Raw genomic sequence first — 18,552 nt, 5'->3', positions numbered from 1 at the left:
AGTGCTATTGGTTACCCTGGTTTCTGGATGCAGCTTTCAGGCTCACCGTCCGGCTCCGGTTGAGTCTGTTTATGGCGTGCAAAGACCGGCCATAGAGAGAGGTTCGATTCGCTCCAATACCTATACGGTGAGAAAGGGGGATACCCTCTACTCTATCGCTTGGGGAGCAGGCAAAGACTATGCGCAGATAGCCAAGCTCAATCAGCTTGATAAAACCTATACCATCTACCCGGGTCAAGTACTTATTCTTGAACGTCACAAAAATGTTAAGTCAAATTCGCAAGTGAATTTGAGTAAAAACTCCAAACCAAAGCCGCAAAAGCCAAAAGATAAAATATATAAGAAACAGACTATTACGCAAAAAAAAGCCGTTGCTCAAGCTAAGCAAAATAAGCCGAAAAAAACACTTGATCCCAAACCAAAGTCTGCTTACCCTGTATCCAATGGTAAACAGAATGTTAACCATGTTGTCCACAAGCCGAGTTCGACGCTGCCGGACAAAGTCAGTCGCTGGATATGGCCGGTCAATGGCCGGGTGATTGGCACTTTCTCAGCCAAAGAGCAGGGAAATAAAGGAATCAAGATAGCCGGCAACCGAGGCGATATTATTAAAGCCACTGCCGATGGTCGGGTAGTCTATGCGGGTAATGCTTTGCGGGGTTATGGAAACCTCGTCATTATCAAGCATAGTGATGACTATCTCAGTGCTTACGCCCACGCCGATAAGATCTTGGTCAAGGAAAAGCAGCATGTGTCCGCCGGGCAGACTGTTGCGAAGATGGGAAGTACAGGCACCAACCAGGTCATGCTGCACTTTGAGATCCGCTACCATGGTCAGTCTGTTAATCCACTTAATTATTTACCCAAACGCTGATTGTTTGGGAGCCAAAGTTGGCATATGGAGGATAAAAAGCGATGTAAATTAGTTTGTTAAGGTTTGGGAGAGAATATTATGAGCCGCAAAAATGCTAGCGCACCCGTGGAAGAGCTTGTAGATTTATCCGTAAACGACACGGAAGTGGCGTCAAAGAAGGAAGAAGCTCTGGCCGAAATGGTTCAGGATGACCTGCAAAAAAACTTAGACGCGACCCAACTTTATCTGAGTGAAATCGGATTTTCCCCCTTGCTGAGTGCGGAAGAAGAGGTCTTTTTCTCGCGCAAGGCCCTCAAAGGTTGTGAAAAATCACGCAACCGCATGATCGAAAGTAATTTACGCCTCGTGGTCAAAATAGCCCGTCGTTACAACAACCGTGGCTTGGCGCTTTTGGATCTGATTGAAGAAGGCAATCTTGGTCTGATCCGTGCTGTAGAGAAGTTCGACCCCGAGCGCGGTTTCCGTTTCTCCACTTACGCCACTTGGTGGATCCGCCAGACCATTGAGCGAGCCATAATGAATCAGACCCGTACTATACGTCTGCCTATTCATGTGGTGAAAGAGCTCAATGTGTATCTGCGTACTGCCCGGGAGTTGGCCCATAAGCTGGATCATGAACCCACAGCCGAAGAGATAGCCGAAAAGCTGGAACTGCCGAGCAGCGATGTCAGCAAGATGCTGAAGCTGAATGAGAGGATTACCTCGGTCGACACCCCGATAGGCGGTGACAACGACAAGGCCCTGCTCGATGTGTTGGCAGACGATGATGATATGACACCAGATGCCCAAGTGCAGGAAGAAGACATTTCCAACTCAGTGGTTAAGTGGCTCAATGAGCTCAATACCAAGCAAAGGGAAGTGCTTGCCAGACGCTTTGGCCTACTGGGATATGAGCCTTCTACTCTAGAAGATGTGGGCTCGGAAATTGGCCTGACCCGTGAAAGAGTGCGGCAAATTCAGGTGGAGGCATTGAAACGCCTGCGCGACATACTCTCCTCTCAGGGGTTGTCAGTAGAGGCCCTGTTCAAGGTCTAAAGCAACTTACCATCCTTTGTAAAAAAGAAGGGACGCATTGCGCCCCTTCTTTCGTGTATTTCCAAGCCACAGCGATAGCCAGAGTAGCGGGCTTAGTTTGCCAACGCCTTGAGTTTATAGATTAAGTCCAGCGCCTCTCTTGGGCTGAGTTCATCCGGGTTCAGCCTGCCAAGCAGAAGTTCAAGCTCAGATGGCGGTGTTTCCAGTTGCAGTGTGGCCTGTGCCTGAACATGGGGCTCTTGACCGTGATCGCGACTTTCAAGTTGCTGCAGTTTCAATTTGGCGGCCTTGATCACCGAGGCTGGAACACCGGCCAGTGAAGCAACCTGCAAACCATAGCTCTTGCTGGCGGCTCCTTCCTGCACTGCGTGCATAAAGACTATGCTGTCGCCATGCTCCATGGCATCCAGATGCACATTGGCAACCTGGGGCATCAACTCTGCCAACTGAGTCAGCTCGAAGTAATGGGTGGCAAACAGTGTCATGGCGCCGAGTCGCTGGGCCAGATATTCTGCCGCTGACCAGGCCAGTGACAAGCCGTCATAGGTGGAGGTGCCGCGGCCAATCTCATCCATCAGCACCAGACTCTCTGCGGTCGCATTGTGGAGAATATTGGCCGTTTCTGTCATTTCCACCATAAAGGTGGAGCGGCCCGAGGCCAGATCGTCCGAGGCGCCGATACGGGTGAAGATCCTGTCAACAGGCCCCAGAATTGCCTTATCTGCCGGCACAAAGCTGCCGATATGCGCCATCAGGGTGATCAGCGCCACCTGACGCATGTAAGTGGACTTCCCCCCCATATTGGGGCCTGTGACCACCAACATTTTACGCTCAGGGTTAAGGGTTACCGGGTTGGCGATAAAGGGAGCCTGGCTGACCCGTTCAACTACTGGGTGACGCCCGGCTTCAATATGTATGCCCGGCTTATCGCTCAACTCCGGTTGGTGGTAGTTGAGGCTGTCGGCCCGCTCGGCAAAGTTGCTCAGTACATCCAACTCGGCCGCCGCCATGGCAAAGGCCTGCAACTCGCTGAGCTTGGGTAGCAGGAGATCGAACAGCTCATCCCAAAGCTGCTTTTCCAGTGCCAGCGCCTTGCCCTGACTGGAGAGTACTTTCTCTTCATACTCTTTCAGTTCTGGGATGATATAGCGCTCGGTGTTTTTCAATGTCTGGCGTCTTTGGTAGCTCAGAGGCACCAGCGCCGACTGGCCGCGGGAAACTTCGATATAGTAGCCGTGTACCCGGTTGAAACCGACTTTCAGGGTGGCTATTCCCGTTTGCTCTTTTTCCCTGACTTCCAACTGTTGCAGGTAGTCACTGGCGCCTTCACTAAGGCGGCGCCATTCATCCAGTTCGGCATGATAACCATCGCGGATCACGCCGCCATCACGAATCAGTACCGGTGGGTTGTCGACAATGGCCCGCTCCAGCAGAGCGAGTTCTTCAGGGAATTCACTGAGCTGGTGTTTCAAACGTCCAAGCTCGGGGCTTTGGGTGTTTGCCAATAGTTGCTGCAGTTGCGGCAACAGCGCCAGCGCTTGTCGCAGACGGGCAAAGTCTCTCGGGCGGGCGCTTCTCAGGGCCAGGCGCGCCATGATCCGCTCCACATCACCGAGCGCCTTTAGGTCGTCATGCAACGGCTCGAACAGGCCGCTGGCAATCAACTCTGCCACAGCGGTTTGCCGCAGGCCAATCTGTTGATGGTCTCTGAGTGGCTGATGGATCCAGCGCTGTAACATCCTGCTGCCCATGGGGGTGGCGGTTGCATCCAGTACCGAAGCCAAAGTATTGTCCCGGCCACCGGCAAGGTTCACCGTCAGTTCCAGATTCCGCCGGGTGGCGGCATCCAACACTATGCTGTCGCTCTGGTTAAAGCGGGTAATGGCATTGATATGGGGCAGAGCGGTGCGCTGGGTATCTTTGACATACTGCATCAGGCAGCCGGCGGCCTGCAGTGACAGCCTGGCGTCTGTTATGCCAAAACCACGCAAATCTTTGGTGCCAAACTGATCCAGCAACAATCGCATGCTGGTATCCAAGTCAAACTCCCACTCGGGACGACGGCGTTTGCCCTTGATGCCGGCAATCAGGCTTTGTTGGGAAAAGTCTTCGCTGTAGAGCAGCTCGGCCGGTTTGGTGCGTTGCAGCTCTGCCTCCAATGATTCAAGCGTGGCCAGCTCGGCAATCACAAAACGGCCGGAGGCCACATCCAAGGTGGCGTAGCCAAAACCGTTCTTGCCTTCGTAGACGGCGGCCAGTAGGTTATCCTGACGTTCTTGCAGCAGCGCTTCATCGGTGAGGGTTCCGGGAGTCACTATGCGCACCACTTTGCGCTCGACCGGCCCTTTGGACGTGGCCGGGTCACCAATCTGCTCACAGATGGCAACCGACTCACCGAGCTGCACCAGCTTGGCGAGATAACCTTCCACCGCATGATAGGGAATACCCGCCATAGGAATAGGATCGCCGCCACTCTTGCCCCTGGCAGTTAGTGAGATACCCAAGAGCTCGGAGGCTTTTTTGGCATCATCATAAAACAGCTCGTAAAAGTCCCCCATGCGATAAAACAGCAGCATTTCGGCATGCTGCGCTTTCATCGACAGATACTGGCGCATCATCGGGGTGTGTTTTTCCAAATCCGGGTTATCCATAGGCGTGATCACTGCATTCATGGGAGCTTTCAGATGTATCCTTGACTGTGTTTCCAAGAGCGGTTGCCCTTTTGACAATGGCGCCAATAGTATCAGTTATTCATCACTGAACCAGTCGTGGGCGGGTAAATTTTATGCTTTCGGTCACAAGTGATTGATCCGCAAGCGGCCTTTAAATAAATTATCACCAGCACTTGATACTGTATGATTGTACAGTATACTAGGTGACAGATTGGTATTGACGCCAAAGCTCTTAAAAGGAGCGGCAACATAGATTTCAGGCGGCGCATTGCGCCGCAATCAAGAGGGAACAGGAATGAAAATAGATCCAAACAAAGAGAAGGCGCTGAACGCAGTTCTGGGACAGATAGAGAAGCAGTTCGGTAAAGGTTCTATCATGAAGCTGGGTGAAGACAGAACCATGGATGTCGAAACCATCTCTACCGGTTCGCTTTCTCTGGACGTGGCTCTGGGGGCCGGCGGTCTGCCAATGGGCCGTATCGTTGAGATCTATGGTCCTGAATCTTCTGGTAAAACAACCCTGACACTGGAAGTGATTGCCGCGGCGCAGCGTGAAGGCAAAGTGTGTGCCTTTATCGATGCCGAACACGCACTGGATCCTATCTACGCCAAGAAGCTGGGCGTGGATATCGATAACCTCCTGTGTTCTCAACCTGATACTGGTGAACAGGCGCTGGAGATCTGTGATGCGCTGACTCGCAGTGGCGCCGTTGATGTCATCATTGTTGACTCAGTGGCGGCTCTGACTCCCAAGGCTGAAATCGAAGGTGAAATCGGTGATTCTCACATGGGTCTGGCGGCCCGAATGATGAGTCAGGCAATGCGTAAGCTGGCCGGTAACCTCAAGCAGTCCAATACTCTGCTTATCTTCATCAACCAGATCCGGATGAAGATAGGGGTCATGTTTGGTAACCCTGAAACCACCACAGGTGGTAACGCCCTTAAGTTCTACGCCTCTGTTCGTCTCGATATCCGCCGTACTGGCGCTATCAAAGAGGGCGACGAGGTTGTTGGTAACGAAACTCGGGTTAAAGTGGTTAAGAACAAGATTGCCGCCCCCTTCAAACAAGCCGACTTCCAAATTCTCTATGGTCAGGGGATCAACCGTACCGGTGAGTTGGTTGACCTGGGCGTAGCCCACAAGCTGGTGGAAAAATCCGGCGCCTGGTACAGCTACAAAGGTGACAAGATAGGTCAAGGCCGCGCCAATGCCGGTAAGTTCCTCAAGGAAAATCCTGAAGTGGCTGCCGAAATCGAAGCGGCACTGCGCGCCAAACTGCTCAGCAAAGCAGAAGCAGCACCTGCCAGCGCCGAGACAGGTGAAGGCAATGTCGATCTGGAAACCGGAGAAGTCTTCTGAGCCAGTCGGTAATGGATGTTGCGGTCGCGCTATTGGCGCGCCGCGACTATGGCCGCGAGCAACTCAAGAGCCGCTTGCTGGACAAGGGCTTTGAGTTGCCGGAAGTTGAACAGACTTTGGATGGTCTGGAAGCCAAAGGTTTTATTGATGATCAGCGTTTCGCGGCAGCCTTGCTGCGCAGCCATATTGCCAAGGCCCACGGCCCGGGAAAAGTGCGTCAGGCACTGATGCAAAAGGGCTTAAATAAACAATGTATTGAGCAGGTTTTGGATGCCAGTGATTGTGACTGGTTTGCCTTGGCCCGCACGCGCGCGCTGAAAAAATTCGGCGATAGTCCCGCTGATGATATGAAAGAAAAGGCTCGTCGAATTCGTCACTTGATGGGGCAGGGCTTTAGTTATGATCAAGTGGCATACGCCCTTGAATATGACCCTTACGACTGACTTAGCCCCTCCTGCAACAGTCTCTTCCACAACTATATGTCTGTAAATAAAATATCCGAATTGACGGCGTTTTAAAGACTATCTTCACTCCTCTTATGTTTAAAGCCGGTGTTTGCACTCGATAGTGGCTCACAACTCAAATACTTGTTGTAGTGTTTGTCACAGATATTGACAGGTTCTGTTAACCCGCTTCATATCCTCCTTGTCGCTTTACATTTTTGTTCTCGCAGCGTTATCCAATGCCTATAGAAAACGTATTTGGAGGTTCCGGTAATCTAGTTTCTGTTAATGTCGAGAATACTCTCTGTATCCCGGCTGTATCAGGCGTCATACCCTGCGCAATCTAATTGGTATTCTGGCGCTGCATGCTTATAATGCTTGGCAAAAGAACGCTTGAGTGGCCGGGCGATTTACGCCTTTAGACCACTTTTTCTACATTATTCAGGCTTAAGCAACTCAGGACGATATATGTATCAAACCACAGCAGCACTCAGAAGTGCTTTCCTGGAGTTTTTCCGCAAGAATGGCCATCAGGTAGTCGACAGTAGTTCACTGGTGCCAGGCAATGACCCCACTCTGCTATTTACCAACGCCGGGATGAACCAGTTTAAAGATGTGTTCCTCGGAATGGATAAGCGCAGTTACAGCCGCGCCACTACCTCGCAGCGTTGTGTTCGCGCCGGTGGTAAACATAACGACCTGGATAACGTGGGTTATACGGCCCGTCATCACACCTTCTTTGAGATGCTGGGTAACTTTAGCTTCGGTGATTACTTCAAAGAAGATGCCATTCGCTTCGCCTGGACCTTCTTGACTGAAGAGCTCAAGCTGCCCAAGGAACGTCTGTGCGTTACCGTTTATCAATCTGACGATGAAGCCTTTGACATCTGGAACAAGCAGATAGGGGTTCCTGCCGAGGACATTATCCGTATCGGCGACAACAAGGGCGCACCTTATGCTTCAGACAACTTCTGGCAGATGGGTGATACAGGCCCTTGTGGTCCTTGTACTGAAATTTTCTATGATCACGGTGACCATATCCCTGGCGGCCGCCCAGGTACACCGGAAGAGGATGGTGACAGATTTATTGAGATCTGGAACATAGTCTTCATGCAGTACAACCGTCAGGCCGATGGTGTAATGGAGCCTCTGCCCAAGCCATCAGTCGATACGGGGATGGGTATCGAACGTATTGCCGCCATTTTGCAAGGTGTGCATTCCAACTATGAAATTGACGTATTCCGCACTCTGATTGCCAAGACGGCCGAGATCATCGGCGTGACTGATTTGGAAAATAAATCCCTGCGGGTTATTGCCGACCACATACGTTCTTGTGCCTTTTTGGTTGCCGATGGCGTGATGCCGTCCAATGAAGGCCGGGGTTATGTGCTACGGCGTATCATTCGCCGCGCCGTGCGACATGGTAACAAGTTGGGCGCTACCGACACCTTCTTCTACAAGTTGGTGCCTGCCTTAATTGATGTGATGGGTGATGCTGCCAAAGGCCTGAAGGCGACCCAAAACATAGTAGAAAAGGCGCTGAAAGCCGAAGAAGAACAGTTTGCCCGTACACTTGAGCGTGGTCTGGGGATTCTGGATGCGGCTCTGTCTGAGCTCAAGGGCGACACCCTGGATGGTGAAACCGTATTCAAGCTCTACGACACCTATGGGTTCCCTATGGATCTGACCGCCGATGTTTGCCGCGAGCGTAATATCAAAGTCGATGAAGATGGTTTTGATGCGGCGATGGCCGAGCAGCGTAGTCGGGCTCAGGCCGCCGGTCAATTTGGTGCCGATTACAACGCCGGGCTGAAGATTGATGCCGACAGTGAGTTCTGCGGTTACAGTGAACTCAGCGGCAACGGCAAGGTTATCGGCATCTATGTCGATGGTCAGGCGGTCGACACTCTGGAAGCCGGTCAGCAAGCGGTTATCGTCCTGGACAAAACCCCATTCTATGGCGAATCGGGTGGTCAGGTTGGTGATAAGGGCCAATTGACAGCCGAAGGTCTGCTGTTTGAGGTGAGTGACACCCAAAAGTATGCTCAGGCCACAGGTCATATCGGCCAACTGAGCCAAGGCAAACTGACGCTGGGTCAGGAGTTACTTGCGCAAGTCGATAAGAAACTGCGCCATCGCACCCAGCTGAACCATTCTGTGACTCATCTGCTGCACGCCGCACTGCGTCAAGTATTGGGTGAGCATGTAACCCAGAAAGGTTCTTTGGTGGAGCCTGATCGTTTGCGTTTCGACTTCTCTCACTTTGAAGCGGTTAAGCCTGAAGAGCTCAAGGCGGTTGAGGAGATGGTCAATACCCAGATCCGTCGTAACCACGAACTGAAAACGGCTGAGATGGACATAGAGCAGGCCAAAGCCAAGGGCGCCATGGCCCTGTTTGGTGAGAAATACGATGCTCAGGTTCGGGTTGTGACCATGGGTGACTTCTCGATCGAGCTTTGTGGTGGTACCCATGTGGGGCGCACCGGTGACATAGGTCTGTTCAAGATCACATCAGAAGGCGGTATTGCCGCCGGTATTCGCCGTATTGAAGCGGTAACCGGTGCTGCCGCCATGGCCTTCGTGGCCGAGCAACAGCAAGAGTTGAGTGATGCCGCTAACTTATTGAAGGCTGACAGTCACTCAGTGGTCGCCAAGCTCAAGGCGCAGTTGGAGCGTAGTCGTCAACTGGAAAAAGAGGTTGCTCAGCTTAAAGATAAACTGGCTGCCGCTGCCAGCGCCGATATGGTTGCCGATGCGCAAGAGATTGCCGGAGTTAAGGTTTTGGTGAAACAGGTCGAAGGCATTGACCCAGGCTCTCTACGTGGTCTGCAAGATGAGCTCAAGCAGAAGCTGCAGTCTGGCGTAGTGGTGCTGGGGCTGGCCCATGGCGACAAAGTAAATCTTATCGCCGGGGTGACTAAAGACCTGACCGCTAAGGTGAAGGCCGGTGAATTGGTGGCCATGGTGGCTGCGCAGGTTGGTGGCAAGGGCGGTGGCCGTCCCGATATGGCCCAAGCCGGTGGTAGTGAAGTTGCCAACTTGCCTCAGGCATTGGCATCGGTAACGCCCTGGCTGACTGAACGTCTGGCATAATTTCGCCACCAACGAGGTCTATGTGACACAAGAAGTACGTTCAGGCAGTAACGAGCGACTGTATGTCAAGAAGTTCGGCGGCACCTCGGTAGGCTCCATTGAGCGCATCGAGGTGATTGCCGAGCAGGTTGCCAAGGCGCAACTGAGCGGCGAGCATCAGGTGTTGGTGCTCTCCGCCATGGCCGGTGAAACCAACCGCCTGTTCGCGCTGGCGGGGCAGATTGACCCTGAAGCCTCGGCGCGGGAAATGGATATGCTGGTCTCCACTGGCGAACAGGTGAGTATTGCGCTGATGGCGATGGCACTGGCAAAACGTGGTGTCAAGGCCAAGTCGCTCAATGCAGCTCAGGTGCAAATCCATACCAATAGTCAGTTTGGCCGTGCCAGTATCGAACGAGTGGATGTTCAATACCTGCAGGAGTTGCTGGCGCAGGGAATTATCCCGATAGTGGCCGGCTTCCAGGGGCGGGATCAATTCGGGGAAGTGACCACTCTTGGTCGTGGTGGCTCGGATACCACGGCGGTGGCTTTGGCTGCGGCGCTTAAGGCGCAGGAATGTCAAATTTTTACCGATGTGGCCGGTGTCTATACCACAGATCCCAATATCGAGCCGAGCGCTCAGAAGCTCGATGCCATCAGCTTCGAAGAGATGCTGGAGATGGCTCGGTTGGGCGCCAAGGTGTTACATCCGGATTCCGTGTCTTATGCCGAGCGCTTTCGGGTTCCATTACGGGTACTTTCCAGCTTTGAGCCCGGTAGTGGCACACTGATCCGTTTCGATGCCTGTGAAGACAAGCGTAATCAAGTAGCGGGTATTGCTTGCAGTAAAGGGCAGGCGATGCTGAGTTTGAGCCGCACCGATGACTCATCTGATCCCTTTGCGGCAGTATTTTCACTGTTGGCCGAAAACGGCATTGAAGTGGATCTGGTAACCAAAGCCGGTACCGAAAATAGTGTCAGCTTTACTTTGGATTCCAGTAGGCTCCCGTGGGCGTTAAAGGCGCTCGATGCACCTGAACTTGGAACATTGCTCGGGCCATTGGTGTTTGAAAAAGCCCTGGCAAAGGTCTCTGTGATAGGTGCAGGCGTGCATCGAAGAGCAGAGGCAACCGCCAAGGTGTTTGATATCTTGGGGAATGAAGGAATTCATGTTAAGTTGATGGCAACATCAGAGATAAAGCTGTCTTTGGTAATAGATGAATCGGATTTACACAGGGCAGTTCGGGTTCTACATCACGCTTTTGAACTAAATAAGGTGTAATTAAACAACGGATTTAGTATTGAATACTATTAATTTGTACTAAGCTCACCTTATAATAATGGTTACGACGGATGAGCGCCGTGTGTAGAAGATATGGAAACTAGAGGAGCAATCGAATGCTGATTTTGACTCGTCGTGTTGGCGAAACACTGATGATTGGTGACGAGGTCACAGTGACAGTGCTGGGTGTGAAGGGGAATCAGGTACGTATAGGTGTGAATGCACCCAAAGAAGTTTCTGTGCACCGTGAAGAGATTTATCAGCGTATTCAGTCTGAGAAAACCGGAACCCCTTCTGAAGGTGGTAACTTCTGAGGCGACACAAAGTGAACCTCCGTCAGGAATAGAAGAGTCAGTTTTTAAACTGGCTTTTTTATTTTCTGGCGCCTGAAAACCCTTGATAGCACAGGATTTGCGCGTTATTTAGGTGATGTGATTAAAAACAGGACAAACGGAAAAGGTTTCGGAAAAAGGGTTTGACTTATTTTCTTCAAACAGTAATATGTGCGCCAAGAAACGGAGAGGTGGCCGAGTGGCCGAAGGCGCTCCCCTGCTAAGGGAGTATGGGCTTTATCTCCCATCGAGGGTTCGAATCCCTCCTTCTCCGCCATTTCTTAACGTAAAATATGCGCATGTAGCTCAGCTGGATAGAGTACCTGGCTACGAACCAGGCGGTCGGAGGTTCGACTCCTTCCATGCGCACCATTTTCCGTTTTAGCAGTAAAGAATGTCATATGCGCATGTAGCTCAGCTGGATAGAGTACCTGGCTACGAACCAGGCGGTCGGAGGTTCGACTCCTTCCATGCGCACCATTTTCCGTTTTAGCAGTAAAGAATGTCATTTGCGCATGTAGCTCAGCTGGATAGAGTACCTGGCTACGAACCAGGCGGTCGGAGGTTCGACTCCTTCCATGCGCACCATTCCTGCTTTAGTTTTTCAAGATGATCAAGCGCATGTAGCTCAGCTGGATAGAGTACCTGGCTACGAACCAGGCGGTCGGAGGTTCGACTCCTTCCATGCGCACCATCTGAAACCCTAGAGTCTGCTAAGAAAATTGATTATCTGAAAGCGCATGTAGCTCAGCTGGATAGAGTACCTGGCTACGAACCAGGCGGTCGGAGGTTCGACTCCTTCCATGCGCACCAGATATCAATTAAAATACGCAATGAATTTAAGCGCATGTAGCTCAGCTGGATAGAGTACCTGGCTACGAACCAGGCGGTCGGAGGTTCGACTCCTTCCATGCGCACCAATTTACGCGGAGAGGTGGCCGAGTGGCCGAAGGCGCTCCCCTGCTAAGGGAGTATGGGCTTTATCTCCCATCGAGGGTTCGAATCCCTCCTTCTCCGCCATTCTTTACTATACTTTGAAAGCCAAGCTTTCTGAGTTCCGGTTTAAGCGCATGTAGCTCAGCTGGATAGAGTACCTGGCTACGAACCAGGCGGTCGGAGGTTCGACTCCTTCCATGCGCACCAATTTACGCGGAGAGGTGGCCGAGTGGCCGAAGGCGCTCCCCTGCTAAGGGAGTATGGGCTTTATCTCCCATCGAGGGTTCGAATCCCTCCTTCTCCGCCATTCTTTACTATACTTTGAAAGCCAAGCTTTCTGAGTTCCGGATTAAGCGCATGTAGCTCAGCTGGATAGAGTACCTGGCTACGAACCAGGCGGTCGGAGGTTCGACTCCTTCCATGCGCACCAATTTACGCGGAGAGGTGGCCGAGTGGCCGAAGGCGCTCCCCTGCTAAGGGAGTATGGGCTTTATCTCCCATCGAGGGTTCGAATCCCTCCTTCTCCGCCATTCTTTACTATACTTTGAAAGCCAAGCTTTCTGAGTTCCGGATTAAGCGCATGTAGCTCAGCTGGATAGAGTACCTGGCTACGAACCAGGCGGTCGGAGGTTCGACTCGTTCCATGCGCACCAATTTACGCGGAGAGGTGGCCGAGTGGCCGAAGGCGCTCCCCTGCTAAGGGAGTATGGGCTTTATCTCCCATCGAGGGTTCGAATCCCTCCTTCTCCGCCATTCTTTACTATACTTTGAAAGCCAAGCTTTCTGAGTTCCGGATTAAGCGCATGTAGCTCAGCTGGATAGAGTACCTGGCTACGAACCAGGCGGTCGGAGGTTCGACTCCTTCCATGCGCACCAAATAGCAAAGAAGTAAGACGCCCTGCAATCGCAGGGCGTTTTGCTATCTGTCTTTTCCCTCTGGTGAACCTAGCGTCAGGCGAACATCTTTGTCTATACATAATCATAGGTAAGAGTCTCTAGAGTGCTTGGAAGAGTAGACAGGCCTTATCGGGAATTGTTGGTTGCTATTTTATGGCTGGGTCATGTCGAGCTGCCGCTATCACAAGAGTCGCTTTGATGGTCGGAATACTGGAAGTGGACTCGCGTTTTAACTTGGAACTGCCCGTTAGGGGCGGTCGCCATTGCCAGAGAACCAATAGCTCTCTGGAGTTCTGTGTCGTAGTTTATTGCCGCGATCTCACTGACTCAGTGAGAGCCCCGGACTTTTGATTATTGATGTTCTCAGTCGCGTGTGGCGATACAATATCTGTTACGACCGGCAGCTTTGGCGCGATATAGAGCACGGTCTGCCTGTTCGAACAGTTGATCCTGATTCATGCCGGCACTCCAGACGGCTATGCCTATGCTGCAAGCGACACTGTGACGGATAAACAAAGACTCTTTGGCGAGCATCTCGAGTAAGCGTTCGCTCATACGTACTGCCGACTCAAGATTACCTTCCACTAAAACTACAAACTCGTCGCCACCGATGCGAAAGGCCTGATCAGCATTACGTATGCCACTCTTAAGTAGTTTGCCAAATTTGCTGAGTACTCTGTCACCGAATTTATGGCCAAGGGTGTCGTTGAGCTGCTTGAAATTATCCAGATCAAGCACTACCAAAGATATTGGGCTGTGAGCTCGTCCTGCTCTGGCGAGCGAAGTACGGATACACTGACCAAAATAGTGGCGGTTGCCAAGCTCTGTCAGGGAATCATACATCGCCTGTTCCGACATCTCTGAATAAGCGATGGCGTTAAGCAGAGGTTGCGACAAGAGAGCCTCAATTTGTGCAAGCTCAGTCTGCTCGAATGGCGTTAGAGGCCTTTGCAGACGATAACATAACTTGGCTGTTCCCAACTTACTGGAGAACTCTCGGCTGATCATGCTTTGAGAGGTACGTCCCCAATAAAACAGATGCCCTTTCAAGCGCAACTGCACTCCCAACACCGGCAAATATTGTTGCAGCAGTTTGCCATAGCAGGCAAACACTGTCCGAGGGTTGAGACTGGCATGTAATCGTTGAATCGCCTGCAGTAGATCCGTTTTTGGGCGGATAGTCCGAGGTTGATCAGACAGATACCGATAGTCTTCAGGGTAAAACTCTGTTGCCAGACCGAAGTCCATCATAAATACTCCAATAAGGTAAAACCTTTCACGACTGTTACAATGCAAAATGCGTGCCTGATAGGCTTTTGTCTGATTTGTATATAGATCTCATTGAGTTAAGCTTGCTGATGTCAACTTGCATATTGGGGTGACAAGTATTTGACGCCGACAAAATTATCAATTGAACCATTTGCCAACGGGGAGAGTGCGCATGGAACATGGATTCTTTATCCAGATCCTTTTGATGCTGGTTATTGCCATAGCGGCGATAGCCTTGCTCAGGCGTATAGGCTTGCCCGCTATTCTGGCCTACCTGCTGACGGGGGTTATCAGCGGTCCTTCCGGATTCAATTGGTTTTCGCAGCACCAGATGCAGTCGGTGGCCGAACTTGGGGTGGTGCTACTCATGTTTACCCTGGGACTGGAGTTTTCTGTACCCAGGCTCTGGGCCATGCGCCGCACTGTATTTGGCCTCGGCAGTGCTCAGGTGGTATTGACCACCTTGCTGGCCATGGGGGCCGGATTACTCTTTATCAGCGACGTGACTCAGGCGCTGGTGATAGGTTCAGTGACAGCCTTGTCTTCCACCGCCATAGTGCTGAAACTGCTCAACGACAAAGGCTGGCTCAAGCGCCGCCATGGCGAACTGTCGGTCAGTGTGTTGCTGTTCCAGGACCTGGCGGTGGTGCCTTTGCTTATTCTGCTGCCTTTGCTTGCCGATGGCAGCGAGCCTTTGACTGTCCTGCAGCTTGGGACCGCTCTGGGAAAGGGGATCCTGGCCTTTATTGTGCTGATGGCTTTTGGTAAGTGGGCTCTGCCCAAACTGTTTGATGAAGTCGCCCGCTCCCGCTCCAACGAGCTGTTTGTGTTGTCGACTCTAGTGGTAGCGCTCTTGACCGGCGCCTTTACTCAGTGGCTGGGATTGTCCATGGCATTGGGGGCCTTTATGGCAGGGATGCTTCTGGGGGAGAGCCAGTACCGGCGCCAGTTGGAGGCGGATATTCGCCCGTTTCGGGATCTCTTGATGGGGCTGTTCTTTATCTCCATAGGTATGTTGCTCGACTTCAGTCTGGTGCTGGCCTATTGGTGGCAAATTTTACTGTTGCTGTTGGCGGTGATAGTCGGTAAGACGGCTATTGTCTTTGCTTTGCTGAGGCTGGTTAAAGAGCCGTTTCGGGTGGCCATGTCCACCGGCCTCAGTTTGGCACAGGTGGGGGAGTTTTCATTTGTGGTGCTGGCTCTGGCGGTGAGTTATCAATTGTTGGCCCCCAGCGTCAGTAACACTTTGGTGATGGTTGCCGTACTGTCGATGGCACTGGCGCCGGCATTGGTGCGTCATAGCATAGACATAGCCAGGCTGTTGCAGGGCCTTAAACCCAAGCCGGAACCGGCGGAAAACCTGCCGCCTTTGGATCCCCAGCAAGATCTGGTTCTGCTGTTGGGTTATGGCCGGGTTGGGCAGACCATAGGGCGGTTTCTCAAGGCCGAAGCTATCCCTTTTATTGCCCTCGATCGGGATCCCTCCCGGGTTGCCGAGGCGCGCCGGGCCGGAGAGCCTGTGTATTTCGGCGATGCTTGTAAACGCAGTTTGCTCAAACAAGCCAATGTGCGCCACGCCAAGAGTATAGTGCTGACCTTTTGCGAGCAGCCGCAGTTGGAAGAGGCCTTGGTGCTGTGTAGGCAACTGGCACCCGAGGCGCGGATCATGGTGCGCACCCGGGATGACAGCGAGCTTGAACAATTGGAGCAGGCCGGTGCCAGTCAGGTCATTCCGGAAACTCTGGAAGGCAGCTTGATGCTGGTATCTCAGGTGTTGTATCAGTCAGGGGTCCCTTTGTCGCGGATCCTCAAACGGCTGGAGTCGGAGCGGCGCAATCATTATCAGTATCTGCACGGTTTCTTTTCCGGTGAGGAAGCCGACTTCTCCCTCGAATTACTGCATGCAGTGGCTTTGCCAAGAGGCGCCAGTGCCGTGGGAAAATTCAGTGCCGAGATCCCCTGGCAACAGCTCAGGGTGGAACTGAGAGCTGTGCGCCGCGGCGGCAGGGAGTACGAGCCGCCGGATGAAGATTGGCAGTTCCGCGCCGGTGATACCTTGCTTATTCGCGGCAAGCCCAGAAGGGTGGAGAAAGCCGAAGTTATTTTGCTTCAAGGCTGATTGCCCGGCCGCTGGCGTTGGTTTTATTTGCACGTTAAATGGGGTACTCTGCGACCTTTGTGGAGCTGAATGCCGGGAAGGACTGCTTGGCTGCATATTGCAGCGACTTTTCCTGAATAAGCGCAAACCCGAGTGACCTACAAGGAGTTGGCAACCGTGACCCATGACAGTAAAGATGGCCTCGATATCTCGTTCGAGGAACTGTTTGAGATTTTGACTTCTACCCAGCAGCTGCTGTTTTGCCGTGATGGTGATGTGCCGCTGATCCTGCCGGTGAATATCGATGGCAATGAACAGGCCAGTCATTGTTATGCCTACCTTCCCATGATGGATGAGCAGGAGGCGAGCCGGGTGCTTGCAGAGAATCTTAAACAACCGGCGGATTACTATTTCAAACCCATGCATTGGCAACGGCTTATTCTGACCGCTCATGTCAATGAGGTGCTGTTGCTGGAGCTGGCGGGCAAACTCGTGCTGCCGGTGGAAGATCAGCAAGCCTACCTGAGCTATATGGCGGCGCGCTTCAATGGTGAAGACTGCGTGCTGCGGGTCAACAATGTGGAGATCAGCCCTTGGCTCACCGGAGAGGCCGATGCCTGGGAGCTGGTGGAAGCACTGTTTGCCCGTTACGCCTCACTCAAGGGGATCTGGCTGGCCGACTGTCTGTGGCAACAGCCCGATGGCAAACCCGGTAAGCTGGTAGTTCTCGACGCCGAGCTGGCCAGCTACGAGATGTCGGCCGCCTTGCAGGAACAAGCCAAGGCGCTGGGCTACACGCTTGTCCAACTGAAAGATTTGACCCTGGATTATCAGTTGGATGCGCTGACCATACTGCCGCCGCTGGTGAGCCGAAGTGAAACGGGGGAAGTGCGTCTTTATGTCGGTGACCCAAACCAGCCCTTTATTCCGTTTCAGCGCCACCACATAGTGCAAACCACAGTCGACAGCTCTGAGAGCGATTCCTATGGTTTACAGCAGGGGGCCGTGACCGCCAATGAACGGGCGCAAGGCTCCACACCAACCTTTGCCGTGACTCTGGTCTCAGTGTTGCTGGTGCTGGCCCTACTTATCTTTTTCGCCTGACTCATGCTCAACTGATATCGAAAAAGTCTTTCAATTCATCAATCTGGCACATGGCGTCCTGATAACCCAAATCTATTAGGGCGCCTGTGTAGGCGTTCTCAAACAGCAGATAGGACACAATACTGGTGTCCGACTGGCTGTCTATACCGATCAAGGCCAGCAGCCGGCGAATGGCGAAGGGCATCTCTTGATAGTAACGCTTGGCCAGCTCGCTGAGATCTTCACTGGGTTTAATCACCAAGGTATCAATCGGCCGTAGATCCAACTGTTGGCGGCTCTGTTCCGGCACCAGCGCCAGAGTGCTATTGATGCGTCTGAGTCGTTCCAGATCTGAGTTCAGGGTATCGGAAAAGATGGTATCCAGCAGATGACCGGCAATGGTGGCCGTCTTGGGATGATAATCCAACTCAACGGGGGTGTTCTTATGCGGGCTGTCTAAGTTGATCACCATGATCCGCTTGGCGCCCAGATGTATCGGGCTGGACAGCGGCGCCAGTTGATGCACTGAACCATCGCCATAGTAGGACTGAGATAGCTTAATCGATGGGAACACCAAAGGAATGGCGGAGCTGGCCATCAGGTGCTCTGTGTGTAGCCGGGTGCGCTCGCCACTGCGTCTGGCTCTTTGCCAGTTCTCAAGTTCCTTATTCGCCTGGAAGAAGGTCACGGAGCGGGAGCTGTTGTAGCAGGAGGTGTCAATGCTCAGTGCCATCAGGGAGCCACCGCGGATGTTGCGATCGATTCGCTCGAAGTTAATCAGCTCATTGAGCAGTTGCCGCAAGGGTTCATTATCCAGCAAACTGCCGGCGTCGGTATTGACCAGATCTCCCTGCATGCCACGAAGGGCCATCTTGGCCAGGTGTGCCAGCACGCCGGTATTGGAGGCGCGGTAGACTCGCTCTGTGTGGATATTACGCCAGATCCATTCCAGTTTTCTCAGTCCCAGGTGAAAGCAGGAGGCGTGGGTAGCGATGGCGGTGCCATTGATGGCTCCGGCCGAAGTGCCGCAAACAATCTTGAATGGAATGGCGTGATTGCGGGGATAAAACTGCACCAATGCCTTGAGCACTCCCACCTGATAGGCCGCCCTAGCACCACCGCCCCCCAACACCAAAGCCCTACTTTCCGGCACGGCGCCTCCTTTGCTAAAGTCCAGAATCATAAGAGAATGCCAAGGT

At 52.6% G+C, this 18,552-nt stretch carries 12 protein-coding genes and 15 tRNA genes; 24 read left to right on the top strand and 3 right to left on the bottom strand.

The genetic code is table 11. The annotated features are described in order from the left end of the window. Position 1 precedes the first annotated feature (1 nt). Together CBE72_RS01030 and rpoS are read left to right on the top strand one after the other, a co-directional pair. Positions 2-874, top strand: coding sequence for a peptidoglycan DD-metalloendopeptidase family protein (locus tag CBE72_RS01030; protein WP_373289254.1), 873 nt, complete (start codon positions 2-4; stop codon positions 872-874). A 78-nt stretch (positions 875-952) separates the two neighbouring features. Continuing rightward, entirely contained in the window at positions 953-1,909 is a 957-nt protein-coding gene (rpoS, locus tag CBE72_RS01025) for an RNA polymerase sigma factor RpoS (RefSeq protein ID WP_100141915.1), read from the top strand. A gap of 92 nt (positions 1,910-2,001) precedes the next feature. Here the strand turns inward: rpoS and mutS are convergent, their stop codons facing one another. Beyond that, the gene (gene mutS / locus CBE72_RS01020) at positions 2,002-4,560 is read right to left on the bottom strand and encodes a DNA mismatch repair protein MutS (protein WP_373289255.1); all 2,559 of its coding nucleotides are present in this window, start codon (positions 4,558-4,560) and stop codon (positions 2,002-2,004) included. Positions 4,561-4,876: 316 nt separating this feature from the next. Here mutS and recA point away from each other — a divergent pair, with 316 nt between their 5' ends. The 20 genes from recA to CBE72_RS00920 all read left to right on the top strand — a co-directional run bounded on the left by recA (position 4,877) and on the right by CBE72_RS00920 (position 12,882). Next, positions 4,877-5,941 (top strand): recombinase RecA, encoded by a 1,065-nt coding sequence (recA, locus tag CBE72_RS01015; protein ID WP_025011663.1) that lies wholly within the window; start codon positions 4,877-4,879, stop codon positions 5,939-5,941. Positions 5,942-5,952: 11 nt separating this feature from the next. Beyond that, entirely contained in the window at positions 5,953-6,384 is a 432-nt protein-coding gene (locus CBE72_RS01010) for a regulatory protein RecX (protein ID WP_371873365.1), read from the top strand. Between the two features lie 468 nt (positions 6,385-6,852). Continuing rightward, positions 6,853-9,477, top strand: a complete 2,625-nt coding sequence (gene alaS, locus CBE72_RS01005; protein WP_100141914.1) for an alanine--tRNA ligase — start codon at positions 6,853-6,855, stop codon at positions 9,475-9,477. Positions 9,478-9,499: 22 nt separating this feature from the next. Beyond that, positions 9,500-10,738, top strand: a complete 1,239-nt coding sequence (locus CBE72_RS01000) for an aspartate kinase (RefSeq protein WP_100141913.1) — start codon at positions 9,500-9,502, stop codon at positions 10,736-10,738. 116 nt (positions 10,739-10,854) lie between these two features. Further along, a complete protein-coding gene (csrA, locus tag CBE72_RS00995; protein ID WP_025011666.1) occupies positions 10,855-11,052 on the top strand; it encodes a carbon storage regulator CsrA in 198 nt (65 codons plus the stop codon). Positions 11,053-11,255: 203 nt separating this feature from the next. Beyond that, a tRNA-Ser gene (locus tag CBE72_RS00990) sits at positions 11,256-11,347 on the top strand. 18 nt (positions 11,348-11,365) lie between these two features. Continuing rightward, positions 11,366-11,442 (top strand) — tRNA-Arg (locus tag CBE72_RS00985). 31 nt (positions 11,443-11,473) lie between these two features. Then, positions 11,474-11,550: transfer RNA gene (locus tag CBE72_RS00980), tRNA-Arg, on the top strand. 31 nt (positions 11,551-11,581) lie between these two features. Continuing rightward, positions 11,582-11,658 (top strand) — tRNA-Arg (locus tag CBE72_RS00975). A gap of 29 nt (positions 11,659-11,687) precedes the next feature. Then, positions 11,688-11,764: transfer RNA gene (locus CBE72_RS00970), tRNA-Arg, on the top strand. A 42-nt stretch (positions 11,765-11,806) separates the two neighbouring features. Then, positions 11,807-11,883: transfer RNA gene (locus tag CBE72_RS00965), tRNA-Arg, on the top strand. Between the two features lie 30 nt (positions 11,884-11,913). Next, a tRNA-Arg gene (locus CBE72_RS00960) sits at positions 11,914-11,990 on the top strand. Positions 11,991-11,998: 8 nt separating this feature from the next. Further along, a tRNA-Ser gene (locus CBE72_RS00955) sits at positions 11,999-12,090 on the top strand. A gap of 46 nt (positions 12,091-12,136) precedes the next feature. Next, positions 12,137-12,213: transfer RNA gene (locus CBE72_RS00950), tRNA-Arg, on the top strand. 8 nt (positions 12,214-12,221) lie between these two features. Beyond that, a tRNA-Ser gene (locus CBE72_RS00945) sits at positions 12,222-12,313 on the top strand. A 46-nt stretch (positions 12,314-12,359) separates the two neighbouring features. After that, positions 12,360-12,436 (top strand) — tRNA-Arg (locus CBE72_RS00940). Positions 12,437-12,444: 8 nt separating this feature from the next. After that, a tRNA-Ser gene (locus tag CBE72_RS00935) sits at positions 12,445-12,536 on the top strand. 46 nt (positions 12,537-12,582) lie between these two features. Then, positions 12,583-12,659 (top strand) — tRNA-Arg (locus CBE72_RS00930). A gap of 8 nt (positions 12,660-12,667) precedes the next feature. After that, positions 12,668-12,759 (top strand) — tRNA-Ser (locus CBE72_RS00925). A gap of 46 nt (positions 12,760-12,805) precedes the next feature. After that, positions 12,806-12,882, top strand: a tRNA-Arg gene (locus CBE72_RS00920). 384 nt (positions 12,883-13,266) lie between these two features. On the opposite strand, the gene dgcS is transcribed toward CBE72_RS00920, so the two are convergent. Continuing rightward, positions 13,267-14,154, bottom strand: a complete 888-nt coding sequence (gene dgcS / locus CBE72_RS00915; protein WP_373289251.1) for a diguanylate cyclase DgcS — start codon at positions 14,152-14,154, stop codon at positions 13,267-13,269. Positions 14,155-14,344: 190 nt separating this feature from the next. On the opposite strand from dgcS, the gene CBE72_RS00910 reads away from it, so the two are divergent. Both CBE72_RS00910 and CBE72_RS00905 read left to right on the top strand, forming a co-directional pair. Continuing rightward, complete coding sequence (locus tag CBE72_RS00910) at positions 14,345-16,291, top strand: monovalent cation:proton antiporter family protein (protein ID WP_100141912.1); 1,947 nt, start codon at positions 14,345-14,347, stop codon at positions 16,289-16,291. 156 nt (positions 16,292-16,447) lie between these two features. Then, positions 16,448-17,374, top strand: coding sequence for a hypothetical protein (locus CBE72_RS00905; RefSeq protein ID WP_100141911.1), 927 nt, complete (start codon positions 16,448-16,450; stop codon positions 17,372-17,374). A 7-nt stretch (positions 17,375-17,381) separates the two neighbouring features. Here CBE72_RS00905 and CBE72_RS00900 read toward each other — a convergent pair whose 3' ends face one another. Next, positions 17,382-18,506, bottom strand: a complete 1,125-nt coding sequence (locus CBE72_RS00900) for a patatin-like phospholipase family protein (protein ID WP_100142094.1) — start codon at positions 18,504-18,506, stop codon at positions 17,382-17,384. Positions 18,507-18,552 lie beyond the last annotated feature (46 nt).

This window comes from Shewanella carassii, assembly GCF_002777975.1.
In the GTDB taxonomy this organism is placed as follows: Bacteria; Pseudomonadota; Gammaproteobacteria; order Enterobacterales; family Shewanellaceae; genus Shewanella; species Shewanella carassii.
This window is presented reverse-complemented; position numbering and strand designations above follow the sequence as displayed.

Excerpts from the sequence above, each read along its gene's own strand:
- rpoS (WP_100141915.1), top strand. The coding sequence starts at position 953 with ATGAGCCGCAAAAATGCTAGCGCACCCGTGGAAGAGCTTGTAGATTTA.
- mutS (WP_373289255.1), bottom strand. The coding sequence starts at position 4,560 with ATGGATAACCCGGATTTGGAAAAACACACCCCGATGATGCGCCAGTAT.
- recA (WP_025011663.1), top strand. The coding sequence starts at position 4,877 with ATGAAAATAGATCCAAACAAAGAGAAGGCGCTGAACGCAGTTCTGGGA.
- CBE72_RS01010 (WP_371873365.1), top strand. The coding sequence starts at position 5,953 with ATGGATGTTGCGGTCGCGCTATTGGCGCGCCGCGACTATGGCCGCGAG.
- alaS (WP_100141914.1), top strand. The coding sequence starts at position 6,853 with ATGTATCAAACCACAGCAGCACTCAGAAGTGCTTTCCTGGAGTTTTTC.
- csrA (WP_025011666.1), top strand. The coding sequence starts at position 10,855 with ATGCTGATTTTGACTCGTCGTGTTGGCGAAACACTGATGATTGGTGAC.
- dgcS (WP_373289251.1), bottom strand. The coding sequence starts at position 14,154 with ATGATGGACTTCGGTCTGGCAACAGAGTTTTACCCTGAAGACTATCGG.
- CBE72_RS00910 (WP_100141912.1), top strand. The coding sequence starts at position 14,345 with ATGGAACATGGATTCTTTATCCAGATCCTTTTGATGCTGGTTATTGCC.